This window comes from Aeromonas salmonicida subsp. salmonicida (genome assembly GCF_001643305.1).
Taxonomy (GTDB): domain Bacteria; phylum Pseudomonadota; class Gammaproteobacteria; order Enterobacterales; family Aeromonadaceae; genus Aeromonas; species Aeromonas salmonicida.
Map to the genome: position 1 here is coordinate 1 of NZ_LSGW01000104.1, position 18,240 is coordinate 18,240.

At 55.4% G+C, this 18,240-nt stretch carries 13 protein-coding genes and 1 pseudogene; 8 read left to right on the forward strand and 6 right to left on the reverse strand.

What is annotated here, in order from left to right:
* The coding region (locus AXW79_RS19940; RefSeq protein ID WP_211271106.1) for a transposase at window positions 1–308 on the forward strand (308 nt) is incomplete at its 5' end.
* A gap of 11 nt (window positions 309–319) precedes the next feature.
* Here AXW79_RS19940 and AXW79_RS22550 read toward each other — a convergent pair.
* Both AXW79_RS22550 and AXW79_RS22555 read right to left on the reverse strand, forming a co-directional pair.
* Window positions 320–1,966, reverse strand: a complete 1,647-nt coding sequence (locus AXW79_RS22550) for an AMP-binding protein (RefSeq protein ID WP_080561585.1) — start codon at window positions 1,964–1,966, stop codon at window positions 320–322.
* Complete coding sequence (locus AXW79_RS22555) at window positions 1,939–3,231, reverse strand: condensation domain-containing protein (protein WP_073531803.1); 1,293 nt, start codon at window positions 3,229–3,231, stop codon at window positions 1,939–1,941. Before AXW79_RS22555 ends, AXW79_RS22550 begins: the two co-directional genes overlap by 28 nt.
* Window positions 3,232–3,597: 366 nt before the next feature.
* Between AXW79_RS22555 and AXW79_RS19950 the strand changes: the two genes are divergently transcribed.
* A complete protein-coding gene (locus AXW79_RS19950) occupies window positions 3,598–5,943 on the forward strand; it encodes a family 20 glycosylhydrolase (protein ID WP_005313109.1) in 2,346 nt (781 codons plus the stop codon).
* A 230-nt stretch (window positions 5,944–6,173) separates the two neighbouring features.
* Here AXW79_RS19950 and AXW79_RS19955 read toward each other — a convergent pair whose 3' ends face one another.
* The 3 genes from AXW79_RS19955 to aspS form a co-directional block, all read right to left on the reverse strand.
* On the reverse strand, window positions 6,174–7,799 hold the full coding sequence (locus AXW79_RS19955) for a phosphoethanolamine transferase (protein WP_005313107.1): 1,626 nt from the start codon (window positions 7,797–7,799) through the stop codon (window positions 6,174–6,176).
* Between the two features lie 404 nt (window positions 7,800–8,203).
* Complete coding sequence (locus AXW79_RS19960) at window positions 8,204–8,944, reverse strand: YebC/PmpR family DNA-binding transcriptional regulator (protein WP_005313105.1); 741 nt, start codon at window positions 8,942–8,944, stop codon at window positions 8,204–8,206.
* Window positions 8,945–9,036: 92 nt separating this feature from the next.
* Window positions 9,037–10,803, reverse strand: coding sequence for an aspartate--tRNA ligase (aspS, locus tag AXW79_RS19965; RefSeq protein ID WP_005313102.1), 1,767 nt, complete (start codon window positions 10,801–10,803; stop codon window positions 9,037–9,039).
* A 431-nt stretch (window positions 10,804–11,234) separates the two neighbouring features.
* Between aspS and AXW79_RS19970 the strand changes: the two are divergent.
* The 6 genes and pseudogenes from AXW79_RS19970 to AXW79_RS19995 all read left to right on the forward strand — a co-directional run bounded on the left by AXW79_RS19970 (window position 11,235) and on the right by AXW79_RS19995 (window position 17,423).
* Window positions 11,235–12,070, forward strand: a pseudogene (locus tag AXW79_RS19970) (DUF72 domain-containing protein).
* A gap of 276 nt (window positions 12,071–12,346) precedes the next feature.
* Window positions 12,347–13,090, forward strand: coding sequence for a carboxy-S-adenosyl-L-methionine synthase CmoA (gene cmoA / locus AXW79_RS19975; RefSeq protein WP_005313097.1), 744 nt, complete (start codon window positions 12,347–12,349; stop codon window positions 13,088–13,090).
* 3 nt (window positions 13,091–13,093) lie between these two features.
* A complete protein-coding gene (gene cmoB, locus AXW79_RS19980; RefSeq protein WP_005313094.1) occupies window positions 13,094–14,071 on the forward strand; it encodes a tRNA 5-methoxyuridine(34)/uridine 5-oxyacetic acid(34) synthase CmoB in 978 nt (325 codons plus the stop codon).
* Window positions 14,072–14,123: 52 nt separating this feature from the next.
* Complete coding sequence (locus AXW79_RS19985; RefSeq protein WP_034283210.1) at window positions 14,124–14,912, forward strand: ATP-dependent zinc protease family protein; 789 nt, start codon at window positions 14,124–14,126, stop codon at window positions 14,910–14,912.
* Between the two features lie 3 nt (window positions 14,913–14,915).
* Window positions 14,916–16,454, forward strand: coding sequence for an inactive transglutaminase family protein (locus tag AXW79_RS19990; RefSeq protein WP_005313088.1), 1,539 nt, complete (start codon window positions 14,916–14,918; stop codon window positions 16,452–16,454).
* 3 nt (window positions 16,455–16,457) lie between these two features.
* Entirely contained in the window at window positions 16,458–17,423 is a 966-nt protein-coding gene (locus tag AXW79_RS19995) for an alpha-L-glutamate ligase-like protein (RefSeq protein WP_005313085.1), read from the forward strand.
* Window positions 17,424–17,569: 146 nt separating this feature from the next.
* Here the strand turns inward: AXW79_RS19995 and AXW79_RS20000 are convergent, their stop codons facing one another.
* Window positions 17,570–18,172 (reverse strand): peroxiredoxin C, encoded by a 603-nt coding sequence (locus AXW79_RS20000; RefSeq protein WP_005313082.1) that lies wholly within the window; start codon window positions 18,170–18,172, stop codon window positions 17,570–17,572.
* Window positions 18,173–18,240: the final 68 nt, after the last annotated feature.

Here is an 18,240-nt window from a genome sequence, read left to right on the forward strand (position 1 = left end):
TGCTGGAAAAGCTGCGCCACCACTACCGACGAGCCAAAACCATCACGCTGATCCTCGATAACTACATCATTCACAAAAGCAAACAGACCGAGCGATGGTTGAAGAAGAACCCCAAGTTCTGCCTGGTATTCCAGCCAGTTTACAGTCCTTGGGTTAATCACATCGAACGGCTGTGGCACAAGTTACATGAAACCATCACGCGCAATCATCAATGCAGAGGGATGGCCAACCTGCTGGCTCGAGTGAAATACTTCATGGATACCGTGTCTCCTTTCCCCGGGAATGGCTATGGCACAGCGAAGGTGTAGCACTATTAGGATCAGTTATTTAGATCAACACTCTCCGACGAAGGGACATGGCTCTCAATATCGATACAACCCCAAGGCTTCGCCAGAGTCAGATCAATCAACCCCGTCAACCTTTTTCGATCGGTTTTATCACTTCCATTAACTGGCCATGAATTACACATTTGTAAGAAATCTGGATACATATAGTCAGTGAGCTGTTCCTGGATCCAAGTCATAAACTGCGCTTCTGATATATCCCCTTGATATAGCAATACTATCTTTTTCTCTTCACCTTCATTATCCACTGCTAGCACTGCAGCGACATGTTGCACCATGGGATGCATCGTACAACTGGATCCAATATCTCCTAACTCAATTCTAAACCCACGACGTTTTATTTGGTTGTCGGTTCGTCCAATGAATTTAAATTGACTGTCTGTATTAAGTTTTACTCGATCACCGGTAAGGTAAATACGTTTCCCCATAGAATGATATGGAAACCTGGACGCGGTTAATTCAGTGGCACCACAATAACCATCTGACAAGCAGCAACCAGCCAATGCGAGTTCACCCTCGACTCCCGGTGGAAGGATACGCAGATCACTATCGAGAACATATGCTTCACAGTTTTGAAGAAGATTGCCAATCGATTCAACAGCCTCCTCACCAGCCACAGGCTTAGCCATCACCCACACGGTTGCTTCCGTTGGACCATACATATTAAATACCAAACCACATCGATTACTTAATGAAAGGGCTACATCTTGAGGCAATGGCTCCCCTCCAACCAAGGCCGTAATTTTATTTGGCGGTGTCCATCCGGCTTGTAATAATAGCTTCCAGGTTGTAGGAGTCCCTTGAACATGTGTTACGTTATACTTGGCTATCAGTGCTGCCAGAAGATGCCCTTGACGCTTAGTTATTTCATTAGCAATAACACAACTTCCACCGACATAAAGTGGACCGAGCAATTCAAGTACAGATATATCAAACGTAGGTGCCGTGGCTGCAATAACAGTAGATTCCCTGTTTAATGAAACCGTATTACAACAACCTTCAAGGAAGTTTTCTCTCGCTGCTGAGTTAATCAGTACCCCCTTGGGTTCACCAGTCGAACCGGATGTAAACAATACATAAGCGATATAATTTTCTTTCTCAATGCCAATCTTTTTTAAACTGACCTGTTCAGGATTGATTGAACACAGATCTGAAGGCGTATATACATTTATTGATAACTCCGGAGCTAAGTCTAACTTACGATCAGACACCAGCATATTTGCATTAACTTTTTTCAGCAATGCATACAACCTGACCGAGGGAATGTTTTCTTGTATCGGTACATACGTTGCCCCAAGATAGTTAGCCGCCAGCAGGTTGACTATGAACTCGATACCTCTTGGCAATGCCAGAACGATGCTATCTCCATATTTAACTCCCAGCTGATTAAACACACCTACCCGTTCTAATACCAAGCACCACAATTCATTATATGTGTGGCAATCACCGTCTTCAGTAATGATAGCCATTTTGGATGGGTTGGTTATTGAGTAATGATAAATGTTGCTAATCAAGGAAGAGGATTTTGGTTTATAGTTATCATTGATCGTACGATAAAGTGATTTTTCATCATCTGTTAAAAGACAAACTTCTTTCAATGGTAGGTCTGGAGCGAACAACATTTTTTTATAATGCTGATCAATCTATCAACCCATAAGACGCCATCCTTAAACGTAAAATAGCCAGGATTAAACTGACAATCTAATATCGGCGATTCTGCATGATGATAATGACGAAGATAAATACATATTGGTGTCATTTCCGCATGGTGGCACAGCGCTGATATCTGATTATCAACGACATTATTTTTTAAATCAAAATCCAAGGGCTCATATGAAAACATTATATCATAAACTGGGCGATGAGCATCCCGGCTAGCCATGATTCTCTTTATTTCACTTATCGGGAATCGTAAGTGTCTATAGTCTCGTTTAATGCAACTCGATAGGTTCTTTATCGACTCAGACATCGACAAAGTTACATCAAGATCTATGACCAAGGGAGAGACCCCTGTCGTCAACCCACAAAATGTGGTGACGCCATGAGATCTCCTATGTGTCGGTAATCCCATTGTCACGGACTTGTTCCCATATGCATGACAACAGAGTTCAATAGCCAACAACACAACATAGTGTGGCGAACAGCACAGGGTCTTGGCAAATTTCTCTATACCATGCCAGACATTGTCAGACATCAATTCTTCTATTCTATAGGTCATATCCCCGTCGGCTTCAGCTAGCGGGATTATAGACTTTCTGCCATCAGTCAAACGCTGCTGCCAATATAACCTGTCTTTCTCCCAACGATGACTCCCCATGTATTCCAAGTCATTGGATATTTCATCTAGGAAATGCTCATCAAGACTAGGGATATGATAGCCATCACTTGACAAGCCATGACAATAATGACGAATGAAATCCGTGTAGAAACGTTGAAATCCGGCGCCATCGAATGCCAAATGATGAAAAGAAAAATAAAGATGACATTCGGAGTCGTTCACCGGTGAGAAGATACATCGTAATAATGGCGGCGTTGTCAAATCGAATGGTTCTCTCAACCACTCTATCCATTCATCTTTATCTGGCCAACCAGGCCTTATATCAAAAATAGGTTGTAATAATTCAGCTCTATTCTTATATGGATGACTATCATCCACGTTAAATCCAAAGCATAGTGTTTTATATGACCTTACGGTATTCACATAGGCCTTGACTAATAAGTCAACATCAACATCACCTGTCAATACACTTCTAAAACCCAAATTATAAATAGGGCTTCCTTTATTCAAAAACTGATGTGTGAATATGTCTGACTCCATAAGAGTCAATGATATATTTTCCTTTATATCATCGCTCACGGCATCAAGCGCTTTTTCTCCAATCATCATGAGGCCCTCATTGAATCCAGCTAATACATATACCCCCACTTTATTCTCAAGGCAAATTATGATTTTTACTAATGTGACTGGAGTTCAACATTGGCATGAGGAGCGGATCGCCCCCCGATTGGAGCCTTTTCATTTTTGGGCTGGGATGAAGCTCATTAGCAAAAACATATTAAAAACAATAAATTAAACTTTTCCGTGCTAGATGCTGACTCCTTTCCATCCCCATCAAAAAAGAGACTCAAAAGGGATCGCCATCACAAAACATACAAAACGCTCCGTGCGACACCCTTTTTGTGTATAAAAAACACCCTCACAGCGCTACCCTTGCTTCGCCAAGAAAATTAACAACCAAAAAGGACGGTAACAATGCGTGTAAGACGTTCTCTGGTCAGCATGGCGCTCGCCATGGCCCTGACAGCTCCGGCCGCCATGGCCATGACCCAATCCCAGTTGGACGGGATGGGTCAGGGAGTCGACCTCAAGTATCAAGTCATCGATAACACCCTGACAGATGGCAACAGCTTCAGGGCGAGTATCACCCTGCGAAATAACACCGCCCAGCCTCTGCCGGCAACGGGCTGGAGCCTCTGGTTCAGCCATATTCGTGACGTGAGCAAGCTCTACACCGACCAATTCAAGGTCACCCATGTCAACGGCGACATCTTCAAACTGGAGCCAACGGCTCAATTCCGGGGGGTGCCCGCCGGCCAGTCGTTCGAGATCGCCTTCGATGGTGGAAACTGGCAGGTTGCCAAGAGTGACGTGATGCCCAACTGGTACTTCGCCGCACAAGATGCCAAGGGCAACCCCATCACAGCGCTGCTTGCCAGCACCAGTAATACCCATAACGGCGTGGTCCCGACGGAGCCCTCGGCCGAGCTGCCGTTTGTGGGTGATTTCAGCACGCCCAAACAGTGGAAACGCTATAACGGCCCGAGCAATATCGACCGCTGGAATCCGTTCACAGCCGCCGAGCGCTATGCCCGTAACGCCGATCTGTCCGTACAGGCTCATCCGGTCGGCGTCGTGCCAACCCCCGCCGAGCTGCAGCTGGCCACCGGCAATGTCACCCTAGGTGCGGACTGGGTTGTCGTGTTTGATAACGGCTATGAGGAGCAGGCTCGCTGGTTGGCGGCCAACCTTGGTCTGCCAGCGCAGAGTTGGTCACCCAACACCAGCAAGGTGATTCGCATGGGTTGGGGACAGGTGCAGATAGACGGGCAGGCCAAGTGGGAAGAGGCCTATCGCCTCAAGGTTGACAGCAAGAGCCAAACCATCCAGATCACGGCCGCAGATGCAGCCGGCGCCCTCTATGCCGCACAGTCGCTGCTGCAACTGGAGCAACAGCGCGTCGTGCCTGCGTTGACCATCGCCGACGCCCCGCGCTTTGCCTATCGTGGCCTCTCTCTCGACGCTTCGCGTAACTTCCGTAGCAAACAGGCCGTGCTCGCCTTGCCGGAGCTGACCGACGTTGGTGCTCGTCGTTGCCACGATCCGGCCGAGCGCACCTGTATTCTGCCCTTCCTGGGTGCCGGTCCGAACGGCACCGCACAGTCTGACGGTTTCTACAGTGCCGACGATTACCGCGAGATCCTGAGTCACGCCAAGGCGCTCAATATCGAGGTTATCCCCGAGATCGACATGCCTGGCCACGCTCACGCCGCCATCAAGGCGATGGATGCGCGCAGTGCCCGTTTGAACGAAGCCGGTCAGCCACAGCAAGCCGCCGAGTATCGTCTCTCCGATCCGGATGACCGTACCGACTACACCTCGGTACAGATGTTCAAGGACAACGCCATGAACGTCTGTATGGAGTCTACCTACCGCTTCATCGACACCGTCGTGGGTGAGTTGGTGGCCCTGTATCAGGGTATCCAGCCGCTCAAGACCTTCCACTTCGGTGGGGATGAAGTCGCTGGCGCCTGGAAGCAGTCGCCGGCCTGCCAGGCGTTCTTTGCCAACAACAGCCAAGGGATCAAGGATCCGTCCCAGCTCAGTCAGTATTTTGTCGAGCGAGTCTCAGGTATTACCTCTGCCCACGGCCTCAATATGGGAGGCTGGGAAGATGGCTTGATGCATGACAACAAGGTCTATCCGCGCAGCAACCTAGCCAACGCACTGGTAAGCGGCAATGCCTGGCAGAATATCTGGGAATGGGGTGTGGCCGATCGCGCCTATAAGCTGGCTAACGCCGGTTATGGTGTCATCTACAACCAGGCTAGTCACCTCTACTTCGACCATCCGAACGAGCCGGATCCGGCCGAGCGTGGCTACTATTGGGCCCCGCGCTTTACCGATACCCGAAAGACCTTCGGTTTCATGCCGGACGATCTGTTTGCCAACGCCGATTACACCCGTGCCGGCAAGCCGATCACCAAGGCTGAGGTGGTCGATGGCGCCACCACCAAGACTCTGGAGCAACCGGCCAACGTGCTGGGGATGCAGGGTTCGCTCTGGGCCGAAACCGTGCGCACCGACAACCAGTTCGAAGAGATGCTCTTCCCACGGGTCTTTGCCCTCGCCGAGCGGGCCTGGCATAAAGCAGGCTGGGAGGCCAACAGCCCGTTCCCAGGTCTGACCATCCAGTACTCCATTGATGGCGGCAGCTGGCAAGCCTATGACGCAGCGAATGCGCCGAGCGTCTCAGGAAAGGTAGTTGTGCGTACTGCCTCCGGCCTGCGTGCAGGTCGAAACGTGGTTATTAACAACTAAATGAAATTTTGAACTATCAGTTGTGCAACGATAGATAATCCATCTGTCGCATATTTATAACTCTGAGTTAAAAAGCAAACTGATTTACTGATATGAAAAAATCCGAAACCTATTTATTTGGTTTCGGATTTTTTATGTGTAAGAAGAAGACTCTAGGTCTATCCCTAGTTATTCAAATGACAACAACACATCTTTAACTTGCCATATAACATGTTTTTTAAGTGAACGTCTCACCCCGCCCGGCAGGGCTTGAACAAGTCCAACGCACCGTCATAGACGCTGGTCTGCACATCCATGATCCCCAGCATTGAGTGGAACAGGTTGTCATGGGAGAAGCGCTTGCTGCTCGCCTCCTGTTGCAGACACCCCATGTTCAGCTGGCGATCCGCCTGCAACTGCGGAGAAAACCAGGTCAGCAGCGGCACCCGGGTCTGATCATCCGGCGCAAACTGGTAGGGAGTGCCGTGCAGATAGAGCCCCATGGCACCGAGGGATTCGCCATGGTCGGAGAGATAGACCAACCCCACGTTGTAATCCGTTTGCAGTGACTTGAGCTTCTCTATCAGTTGCGCCACCACCTTGTCGGTATAGCGAATGGTGTTGTCATAGGTATTGACCAGCTCTTCGTTGCTGCAATTCTCGATGTCACTGCGCGGGCAGTCCGGCACGAAGAAACGCTCGGACGCGGGATAACGGCGATAGTAGGTCGGACCATGGCTGCCCATCAGATGAAAAGCCACCAGCTTGTTGCCCTGCTTGCCCTTCATGTCGGCAATCTGTCGATCCAGCCCTTCCAGCATCACCTCGTCGTAGCATGAACCCTGCTGGCAATACTGCGGGAAGGCCTTGGCCTCGATATCTATTGTGGGCACGTTCTTGCACCCCCCCTTGCAGCCGCCATCGTTCTCCTTCCAGAGCACAGAGACACCTGCGTGTTGCAGCACATCCAGCATGCCGTCCCGGGACTGGGCCAGGGTGTCGTCATACCCACGCCGGGTGAGATTGGAGAACATGCAGGGCACGGAGACAGCCGTGGCCGTACCGCAGGAGCGCACGTCCTTGAAGGAGATGACTCCCGCTTCCTGCTCGGTGAAACTGTTGGTCTGCTTGCGATAGCCGTTGAGGGAGTAATTCTGGCTACGCGCCGTCTCCCCCACCACCAGGAACATCAGGGTCGGCTTGTTCCCCTGCCCCACCACCCTGGCGTCCGTCCCCAGCGGCTGATAAGGAATGGGGGTGGCAAACAGTATATCTCTGGCATAGCGATAGAAGCCGTGTACATAGTTGGCTGGCACTATCTCCTTGCCAAGAGACTTGTTGTTGCGCCCGACCGAGGCGTAATCCTGATAATAGAGCGCAGCCACCCCCACCAGAAACAGCAGTGACAGGGAGATTGAGCCAAATCGCAGGCCAAGGCCTCTATACCAGGGGCTGGGATATTCAATTTTCACCCACAACAAGGCCAGCGCCGGCAGCACACCGGTCAGCAGAAACCAGAGCGCGACCGAGCCATTAAGGTAGGCGCTCACCTCCCCCGTATTGGTCGCAACCATGTTCTGTACCATGTCCCTGTCGAAGATGACGCCATATTTGAGCATGGCGTAGCTGACCACAGAGCCCAGCAGGATCAGCAGCACGAAGAAGGGCTTGAGCAGATAGCGGAAGGTAAAGGGCAGAAATACCGCATTGAGTGCAGCCAGCAACACCAGGGGGATAGAGAGGACAAAGCCCGCCTTGACGTGATCCAGCTGAGTGAGAATGCGGTAAAAGTGCAGGAAGATGGGCCAGTTGAACACCAGTGCAAACAGCAGCACCAGCAACAGATTCACCTTCATCACGCCCAGGGTGATGCGCATAACGATACTCCGACAAATCAGGCAGGACTGGGGGCCCGGCATGGGCACTCCCGTTGTTGGCATCTCGCTTACCGCGCGACGCTGTTTGAAGGCGATAGCGATAATGGGCAGGAGGCCCGGATACTGCAGGCAGCTTAAAAAGCCAAACTTAAGGGAGACTTAAGGGGAGCGAGTCCCTTGGCGGGAAGAGAACAAGAGACAAAAACGGCAGCCTGAAGGCTGCCGTTTTTAATATGTGCTCAGCATACGATCAGAGGGTCGTAGCCACTTCGTCGGAGGAAGATGGCACCGTTGTTATGCCACCTCCTCGCGTGTGCACCCTGACGATAAGAGGGTCGCGGCGACGTCGTCGGAGGAAGATGGCACCGTTGTGATGCCATCTCCTCGCGTGTGCACTCTGGCGATCAGAGGGTAGCGGCGACTTCGTCAGAGATGGAGCCGTTGTGGTACACCTCCTGCACGTCGTCCAGATCTTCCAGCATGTCGATGAGACGCATCAGCTTGGGTGCGGTTTCCGCATCCAGCTCGGCTTCGGTGGAAGGGATCATGGTCACTTCGGCGTTCTGGGCCTTGAAGCCGGCGGCTTCCAGCGCATCCAGCACGGTACCGAAGTCGTTCGGGGTGGTGTACACCTCGATGGAGCCATCCTCCTCGGTCACAACGTCATCGGCGCCCGCTTCCAGGGCCGCATCCATCAGGGCATCTTCGTCGACACCGACGAAGGTCAGCAGCCCTTTCTTGCTGAACAGGTAGGCGACCGAGCCATCGGTCCCCAGGTTGCCGCCGCTCTTGCTGAAGGCATGACGTACTTCGGCAACGGTACGGTTGCGGTTGTCGGTCAGGCACTCCACCATGACGGCAGAACCGGCCGGGCCGTAACCTTCGTAGACGATGGTCTCGAGCTGCTCGCCGTCGCCACCACCGGCCCCACGCGCGATGGCGCGGTTGATGGTTTCGCGGGTCATGTTGCTGGTCAGGGCTGCCGTCACCGCCGCACGCAGGCGCGGATTGTTGGCAGGATCCGGATCGCCGATACGAGCCGAGGTAGTGATTTCACGGATCAGCTTGGTGAAGATCTTGCCGCGCTTGGCATCCTGAGCTGCCTTGCGGTGTTTGATGTTGGCCCATTTACTGTGACCTGCCATAGAGACTCTCCGTTATATTTTTTAGATTTCAATAACACAAAGTGACCGGGTAGGCCGCGCTGGGCGCGGCCGGGACTGTGCCGGATGCCGGCTTATTCATCACCCTTGACGGTCGTCGCAATCGCCAGTTCGCTCATCTGCGCCTGGTTGGCAAAGCTGGGGGCGTCTGTCATCAGACAGGCGGCCGCCGTGGTTTTCGGGAAGGCAATAACATCCCGGATGTTGTCGGTACCGGTCAGCAGCATGCTCAGACGATCCAGGCCGAAGGCCAGACCGGCGTGCGGCGGGGTACCGTACTTCAGCGCATCCAGCAGGAAGCCGAACTTGAGGCGCTGCTCGGCAGGTGTGATACCCAGGATGTCGAATACGGTGGCCTGCATCTCGCTGTTGTGGATACGGACAGAGCCGCCACCCACTTCGTAGCCGTTGATGACCATGTCGTAGGCGTTGGCATAAGCGCTGAGCGGGTTGGCTTTCAGCTCGCTCGGGCCCAGGTTGCTCGGCGCGGTGAAGGGGTGGTGCATGGCTGCCAGACCGCCTTCGCTGTCTTCCTCGAACATGGGGAAGTCGATGACCCACAGCGGCTTCCAGCTGTTTTCCATTAGACCCAGATCGCGGCCCACTTTCAGACGCAGGGCACCGATGGCATCGGCCACCACTTTCTTGCTGTCGGCACCGAAGAAGATGATGTCGCCGTCGGCCGCACCGGTACGGGCCAGGATTTCGCGCACTATCTCATCGGAGAGGAACTTGGCCACCGGGGACTGCACGCCTTCAATACCGTTAGCCGCTTCGTTGACCTTCATCCAGGCCAGGCCCTTGGCACCGTAGATGCCGACAAACTTGGTGTACTCGTCGATCTGCTTGCGGGACAGCTCGGCGCCGCCCGGCACTTTCAGGGCAGCCACACGGCCTTTCGGGTCGTTGGCGGGGCCGGCGAACACGGCGAACTCGACGGCGGTCAGCAGATCTGCCACATCGACCAGCTCCATCGGCAGACGCAGGTCCGGCTTGTCGGAGCCGAAGCGGCGCATGGCCTCGTCAAAGGTCATAACAGGGAAGTCGCCCAGATCCACGGCCAGCACGTGTTGCCACAGGTTGCGGATCATCTCTTCCATCAGCTCGCGCACTTGCGGCGCGGTCATGAAGGAGGTCTCCACGTCTATCTGGGTGAATTCCGGCTGGCGGTCGGCACGCAGGTCTTCGTCACGGAAGCACTTGACGATCTGGTAGTAGCGATCGAAGCCGGACATCATCAGCAACTGCTTGAACAGCTGCGGGGACTGCGGCAGGGCGTAGAACTTGCCCTTGTGCACCCGGCTCGGCACCAGATAGTCACGGGCACCTTCCGGGGTGGCCTTGGTCAGCATGGGGGTTTCGATGTCGAGGAAGCCGTGCTCGTCCATGAAGCGACGTACGAAGGCGCTGGCCTTGGCACGGGTCTTCAGGTACTTGGCCATCTCGGGGCGACGCAGATCCAGATAACGGAACTTGAGGCGCTGCTCTTCACTGTTGACCTGATTGAAGTCCAGCGGCAACGGCTCGGCGCGGTTGATGATGGTGAGCTCATGGGCGAACACTTCGATGGCACCTGTGGCCATGTCGCTGTTGCGCTGGGAGTCAGGACGGGTACGTACCACACCTGAAACCTGAATGCAGAACTCGCCGCGCAGTTCGGAGGCCAGGGCGAAGGCGTCCGGCTTGTCCGGATCGAAGAACACCTGCACGATCCCTTCCCGGTCACGCATGTCGATAAAGATCAGACCGCCGAGGTCGCGACGACGATGGACCCAACCGCACAATGTAATGGTCTGCCCGGCATGGGCCTCATTGACCTGTCCGCAATAGATAGAGCGCATGGACTTCTTCCTTCGAAATTGTAGAGAGACGGTTAACCTGAGCCGCCGGGCACGACTGGCAGCACAGTCCGTCTCACAACTGGCCAGAGTCTTGTTCTTGCCCGGTTTGAAATCTGTCTCGTACCGTCCGACCCCCTGGATCGGACACCTGCCACCGATATCGGCTCGACCAGAGGCGGCTGGCAAGCGGCCGGGCAGTCGGTCAGAGGGCATCGGAAAGCATCGTTGTTTGGCCAATTCATGGCCGCTACCGTCGCCACAATATGCGCACAGCGGGGCGAGTCACAACAAATTGGCAAACAAAAGGGCTGGCATTATAGAGGAAAACCCCCATTTGGGTAAAATGGCCAGCAGCCTCCTTTGCCCTGTTTTTTGCGTCTCAAGGCAAAAAATGGGCATAAACCGAGATAAACCCGCAGACAGGATCCGCCATGAGCCTCTTTTTGGGCCTGCCACAATGGTCGCACCCGGCCTGGCCCGGTCAATTATTGGGTGTGCCGAACATCTCGCCCACTACGCCCGGGTGTTCAACACAGTCGAAGGCAACACCACCTTTTACGCCTCGCCCACCCCTGACACAGTGCAGCGCTGGGCCGATGCGGTGCCTGCACACTTTCGTTTCAGCTTCAAGTTTCCGAAAGAAATCAGTCACCAGAGCAATCTGGTGAGCGTAGACAAGCAGGTGACCGACTTCATTCGCCTGCTCACCCCGCTGCACGACAAGCTGGGGCTGCTCAAGCTGCAGCTGCCCGCGCGCTTCGGCCCGAGCGGCCTTCCCCGCCTCGCCGAATTCTTCAATCGGCTGCCGACAGCGTTTCGCTATGCCCTCGAAGTACGTCATCCCGATTTCTTCGCCAAAGGGGAAGCAGAGCGCAGCCTCAACCGCATGCTGATGGAAAAAGGCATCAACCGCATCATGCTCGACAGCCGGCCACTGTTTTCTGTGCCGGCAACCACGGCAGCCATGATAGATGCACAGGGCAAGAAGCCCAGACTGCCGGTGCACCTACTGGCCACCGCCAGCGCCCCCGTGGTGCGGCTCATCGGTCTGCCGGAACCGGCCGCCAATCACCCCTTCCTGCCAAGCTGGTTGCCCCACTGGCGTCAGTGGCTGGCGGAGGGACAGGATCTCTACCTCTTTATACATACCGCCGACAATGCCCAGTCACCCGAACTGGCCCGTCAGATAACACACCTGTTGGGACAGGAGATGGCCCCCTGGCCGGGGGAAAACGATCGCGCGCGCCAGGGCGTGCTGCGCTTTTAGCCAGCCACTGCACCAGCCATTCATCAGGCGCAAAAAAAGCCACTTTTTTGTGGCCGGACAGGGCTCGGCGTCAAGACAAATGCCCATCAATCCTCTACACTAGCGCCCCAAGAAAGGGTCCGGAACATGGCCCATACGAACTGGGACGGCCCGAAGGAACTCAAGGCCAGTCACCCCGTTCGTAAACAGGTGATATATCTACTCTGATGGGTATCACCCAACGACTCAATTGAACAATACAGCCGGATTACACCCCGGTTGTCAGGTTGCGCAAGCATGCATACCAAAGACCAAATTTTTGCTGCCCCTATCGCCCGATTGGGGGACTTTTGCTTTGACGAACAGGTCGTCGACGTCTTCCCCGATATGATCCAGCGGTCTGTACCGGGCTACAGCAACATCATCTCCGCCATCGGCATGATGGCTGCCCGTTATGCCCAGCCACAGAGCCGTCTGTACGATCTTGGCTGCTCCCTCGGCGCAGCCACCCAGGCCATGCGTCGCCACCTGACTCAACCGGGTTGCCACATCACGGCGGTGGATCTCTCTCACCCCATGATAGAACGCGCCCGTGCCCACCTTTCGGGTTTCAAATCCGAGGTGCCGGTGGCGCTGGTCGAGGCGGACATCTGCGACATAGCGATCGAAAACGCCTCTGTGGTGGTGCTCAACTTCACCCTGCAGTTCGTAGACCCCGAAAAGCGGATGGCCCTTATCCAGCGCATCTTTGATGGTCTGCGTCCGGGCGGCATCCTGATCCTGAGCGAGAAGTTCCGCTTCGAGGATGAACCGGTCAACGATCTGCTCATCGAGCTGCACCTGGACTTCAAACGCGCCAATGGCTACAGCGAGCTGGAGATCAGCCAGAAACGCAACGCCCTAGAGAACGTGATGCGTACCGACAGCCTGGAGACCCACAGATCCCGCCTGCAAAGCGCCGGCTTCGTTCATCAGGATCTCTGGTTCCAATGTTTCAACTTCGGTTCCATGATTGCCATCAAATCCAGCGACGCCAACTAAGCCATGATCGACTTTGCCAATTTTTATCAACTGATCGCCAAGAACCGGCTGAGCCACTGGTTGCATACCCTGCCCGCTCAGCTGCATGCCTGGCAGCACGACAACCTGCATGGGGACCTGCCGCGCTGGAATCGCGCCCTCAACAAGCTGCCCACCACAGCGCCCGGCCATATCGAGCTGCAACGGGGCGTCGAGATAGGCAATAGCCAGAGCTTGAGTGAAGGGGAGCGCAAAAAAGTCGAGAGTCTGCTGCGCCAATTCATGCCCTGGCGCAAGGGGCCCTTCACGGTCCACGGCATCCACATCGATACCGAGTGGCGCTCCGACTGGAAGTGGGATCGTGTATTGCCCCACATCAGCCCGCTGGCTGGCCGCTATGTGCTGGATGTGGGCTGCGGCAGCGGCTATCACCTCTGGCGTATGGTCGGCGAAGGAGCCAAACTGGCCGTCGGCATAGACCCGAGCCCGCTGTTCTTGTGCCAGTTCGAGGCCATTCGTCACTTCACCGGCGGCGATCAGCGCGCTCACCTGTTGCCGCTGGGCATTCAGGAGCTGCCTGACCTGCGCGCCTTTGACACCGTCTTCTCCATGGGGGTGCTCTATCACCGCAAGTCCCCCATAGAGCACATAGAACAGTTGCGTAACCAGCTGAAAGACGATGGCGAGCTGGTGCTGGAGACCCTGGTTGTCGACGGCGGCGTCAATGAGGTGCTGGTGCCCACCGACCGTTACGGCAAGATGCGCAACGTCTGGTTCATCCCCTCAAGCGCAGCCCTCAAACTCTGGGTGGAGCGCTGCGGATTTACCGATGTGCGGATCGTAGACGAGAATATGACCAGCACCGACGAACAGCGTCGTACCGACTGGATGATTAATGAATCCCTGAGCGATTATCTGGATCCTGCGGATCCCGCGCTCACGGTAGAAGGACACCCGGCGCCGAAACGTGCCGTACTGATTGCCAGAAAGGCCAAAGACTAGCCGATGGCGCCAGCGGAAGTTACACTGACCCAATTCCAGGAAGCACAGTTAAATGAATGACATGAAAAGCAAATTAAAAGGAATGACCCTGCTCTCCCTGCTCAGTCTCGGCGGGTGTGTCAGTGTGGATAAAGCGCCCCCGGTACCAACCTTGACGCTGGCCGAGCTTCGCACCGAGATCAATCTGAGCGAGCAACGCCTGCAAACATCCATGGAACAGCAACAGAAGCAGTATGTGCAGCAACAGCATCTGCTGGTTCAGCTCAACACTGATGTCAACAACATGAAAGAGTCTGTGAAAAAAGTCGATAGCAAGCTCGAAGCCTTGCCACCCGAGCCGCCCAAACCCATGGCGATCCCGACCGAGAAATGCCAGGCACCAAGCCAGGGCCATACCGTCGACGGCAAACTGCTGGTGGGTGAAGCCGAGTGGATCTGGGTTGACGCCGCCAATGACGCCTTCCAGGCGCGGGTCGATACCGGTGCCACCACCTCCTCCATCAGCGCCCAGGACATCACCATCTTCGAGCGCAATGGCAAAAACTGGGTGCGCTTCTTCCTGAGCCACCAGGAGATGGACGACAAGATCCAGATCGAAGCGCCGCTGGTACGCCACGTGCGGGTGCGTCAGGCGTCTGCCGACGATCTCGACCGTCGTCCCGTGGTACGTCTGGCGGTGCGGATCGGCGACATGACCGAGAAGGCCGAATTTACCCTGAAAGATCGCAGCGACATGACCTTCCCCGTGTTGCTGGGTCGCGAATTTTTGAAAGACATCGCCGTGGTTGATGTGGCCCGCGAATATATCCAACCAAAACCCAAGCTCAAGGATGTGAAATAATCCATGGTTTCCCGTAAGCCGTTCTATTTGCTGGTCGCCCTGCTGTTCATTGTCGGCCTGGGGATGACGTTTTATCACCACATAGCGTTGGATGTACCGCTGACGCCGGGTGAAAAACGCCAGATCTGGTCCATCGAGGCCAAGCTCGAATTTGAAGCCACTGGTGAGCCGGTGATCGCCTCCCTGGCCATTCCTGGCACCCAGCCCGGTTTCACCCTGATGAACGAGAACGCCGCGAGCCCGGGCTACGGCCTGTCATTTGTCGAGAAGGACGGGGATGCCCGCGCCGAGTGGTCTATCCGTTCCGCCTCCGGCCGCCAGGAGCTCTACTACCGCGTCGACATGATGGCTGACGAGCATGCCAAACCGGCTGCCCTGGCAAAGCCTCCCGTCATCGAGAAGCAGATCGAGAGCGAGCCTTACGCCACCGCCATGAAGCAGATCTCCGAACGGGCCCAGGAGCGCTCCGCCGACGGTTACACCCTGACCCGCGAGATCATCAAGGAAATAGAGAAGCAGGAGCAGAACGCCGAGCTGCTGAAATCTCACAAGAGCCGGGCCAGCCTGATTGCAGAGCTGCTGAGCAACGCTGACGTCCCGGCGCGCGTGGTCCATGCACTGAGTCTGGAAGACGGCCGTCGTCGCCAGGAGCTGGTGGATTACCTGCAGGTATTCAACAGCCCGACCGACTACAAGCTGTTCAACCCGCAAACCGGTGAGCAGGGTCGCCCTGCCAATCTGCTGCTGTGGGAATACAACTCGGGCGCCCTGCTGGATGTCACCGGCGGCCACAACTCCCGGGTAACCTTCTCGATGATCGAGCAGGAACAACCTGTCAACGTGGCGCTGGCGCAGAAGTTCGAAAAGTCCGAGATGCAGAACTTCTCCATCCACAGTCTGCCGCTGGAAGAGCAGGCGCTGTTCAAAGGCTTGCTGCTGATCCCCATCGGCGTGCTGATGGTGGTGTTCCTGCGGGTTATCGTCGGTATCAAGACCTCGGGCACCTTCATGCCTGTGCTGATCGCGGTCGCCTTCATCCAGACCTCGCTGGTTACCGGCCTGGTCGGCTTCCTGCTGATCGTCGGCACGGGTCTGGTCATCCGCTCTTATCTGTCGCGGCTCAACCTGCTGCTGGTGGCCCGAATATCGGCGATCATCATAATGGTGATCTCGATGATCGGTATCTTCTCCGCCTTCGCTTTCAAGCTGGGACTGACCGACGGCATGAAGATCACCTTCTTCCCGATGATCATCCTCTCCTGGACCATAGAGCGGATGTCCATTCTGTGGGAAGAAGAGGGTCCGAAAGAGGTGGTGCGTCAGGGCGGTGGTTCCCTGCTGGTGGCGGTCATCGCCTACCTGGCCATGGATAACGAGCTGATCCGTCATCTGACCTTCAACTTCCTCGGCCTGCAGCTGGTGCTGATGGCGACCGTGCTGCTGCTGGGTAACTACACCGGCTACAAGCTGAGCGAGCTCAAGCGTTTCAAGCCGCTGGTGAACGAGATCAAGTCTGGCGCCACCCCGGGTAAGGACAAGTAACAGATGTGGTTCTGGGAAAAATACACCAGCCCGTGGAGCCTGTCTCAGGCAGGCATCCTCGGCATGAACAAGCGTAACCACTCCTACATCAGCCGCTACAACCCGCGTCGCCTCTACCCGCTGGTGGATGACAAGCTGCAGACCAAACGCATCGCGCTGGATGCAGGTGTGACAGTGCCCGAGCTTATCGGCACCATCCGCGAGCAGCATGACGTTGGCCGCATTACCGAACTGGTAAAAGATTGGCCTGGCTTTTGTATCAAGCCGGCCCGTGGCTCCGGCGGCAAGGGGATCCTGGTGATCCTCCGTCAGGAAGATGGTCTCTTCTTCAAACCGAATGGCAGCGCGTCTACCGGTCAGGATCTGGAGCGCCATGTCTCCAACATTCTGGCGGGGCTCTATTCCCTCGGTGGCAAGCCTGACGTGGCACTGGTAGAAGGCCTCATCAACTTTGATGATGTGTTCGACGGTTACTCGTTCGAAGGGGTGCCCGATGCACGGGTGATCATCTTCAAGGGCTTCCCTGTGATGGCCATGATGCGCCTCTCCACCGCCGCCTCCGACGGCAAGGCAAACCTGCACCAGGGCGCCGTGGGTGTGGGCCTGTGCCTGCGCACCGGCCGTGCGCTGCGGGCGGTACAGTTTGGCAATCCGCTGCGCTACCACCCGGATACCGGCCTCGATCTGTACGATCTCAAGGTGCCTCACTGGGATACCTTGCTGACGCTGGCGGCCTCCTGCTACGAGATGTCGGGTCTGGGTTACATCGGCACCGACATGGTGCTGGACAAGTTCCGCGGCCCCATGCTGCTGGAGCTCAACGCCCGTCCCGGCCTTGCCATCCAGATCGCCAATGGTCGCGGCCTGGTGCCCAATCTCAAAACCATCGAGAAGCTGGGTCAGGTCAAGATGAACGTGGAGCAGAGGGTCAGCTTCGCCAAGGATCACTTCGGTATCTTTGACGAGTAGCCCCTACCACCCGGATAGCAAAAGCGCGCCTTGAGGCGCGCTTTTTTATGGCTGGCATTCAGCCTTTTACATGATTTGGCTGGCTGCAGGCAGAAAAAAACCGATGCCTTGGCATCGGTTTTTCGGTATCCGGTACGCAGACCCGATTACAGGGAGGCAGCGTTCTCGGACAGGTACTTGGCAACGCCATCAGCAGAAGCGGTCATGCCTTTTTTACCCTTCTCCCACTGGGCCGGGCACACTTCGCCATGCTCTTCGTGGAATTGCAGGGCATCGACCATGCGCAACATCTCGTCGATGTTGCGGCCAAGGGGCAGATCGTTGACCACCTGATGACGCACCATGCCGTGGCTGTCGATCAGGAAGGAGCCACGGAAGGCAACACCGGCTTCCGGGTGCTCAACGTCATAGGCTTTGCAGATTTCGTGCTTCACGTCGGCGATCAGCGGGTATTTCACCTGACCGATACCGCCATCTTCCACCTTGGTGTTACGCCAGGCGTTGTGGGAGAACTGGGAATCGATGGAAACACCGATCACTTCCACACCGCGCTTCTGGAACTCTTCATAGCGGTGATCGAAGGCAATCAGCTCGGACGGACAAACGAAGGTGAAATCGAGGGGATAGAAGAACAGGACGGCTGCTTTGCCTTTGATGTGGGACGCCAGGTTGAAGGAGTCAACAATCTGGCCATTGCCCAGAACGGCAGCAGCGGTGAAATCAGGTGCGGGACGGCCTACCAATACCATATTCAATTCCTCATTATGTGAAGTGAACAATCCTGTCAGGATTGGGCTACCTAAATAGCTGTTCCGAA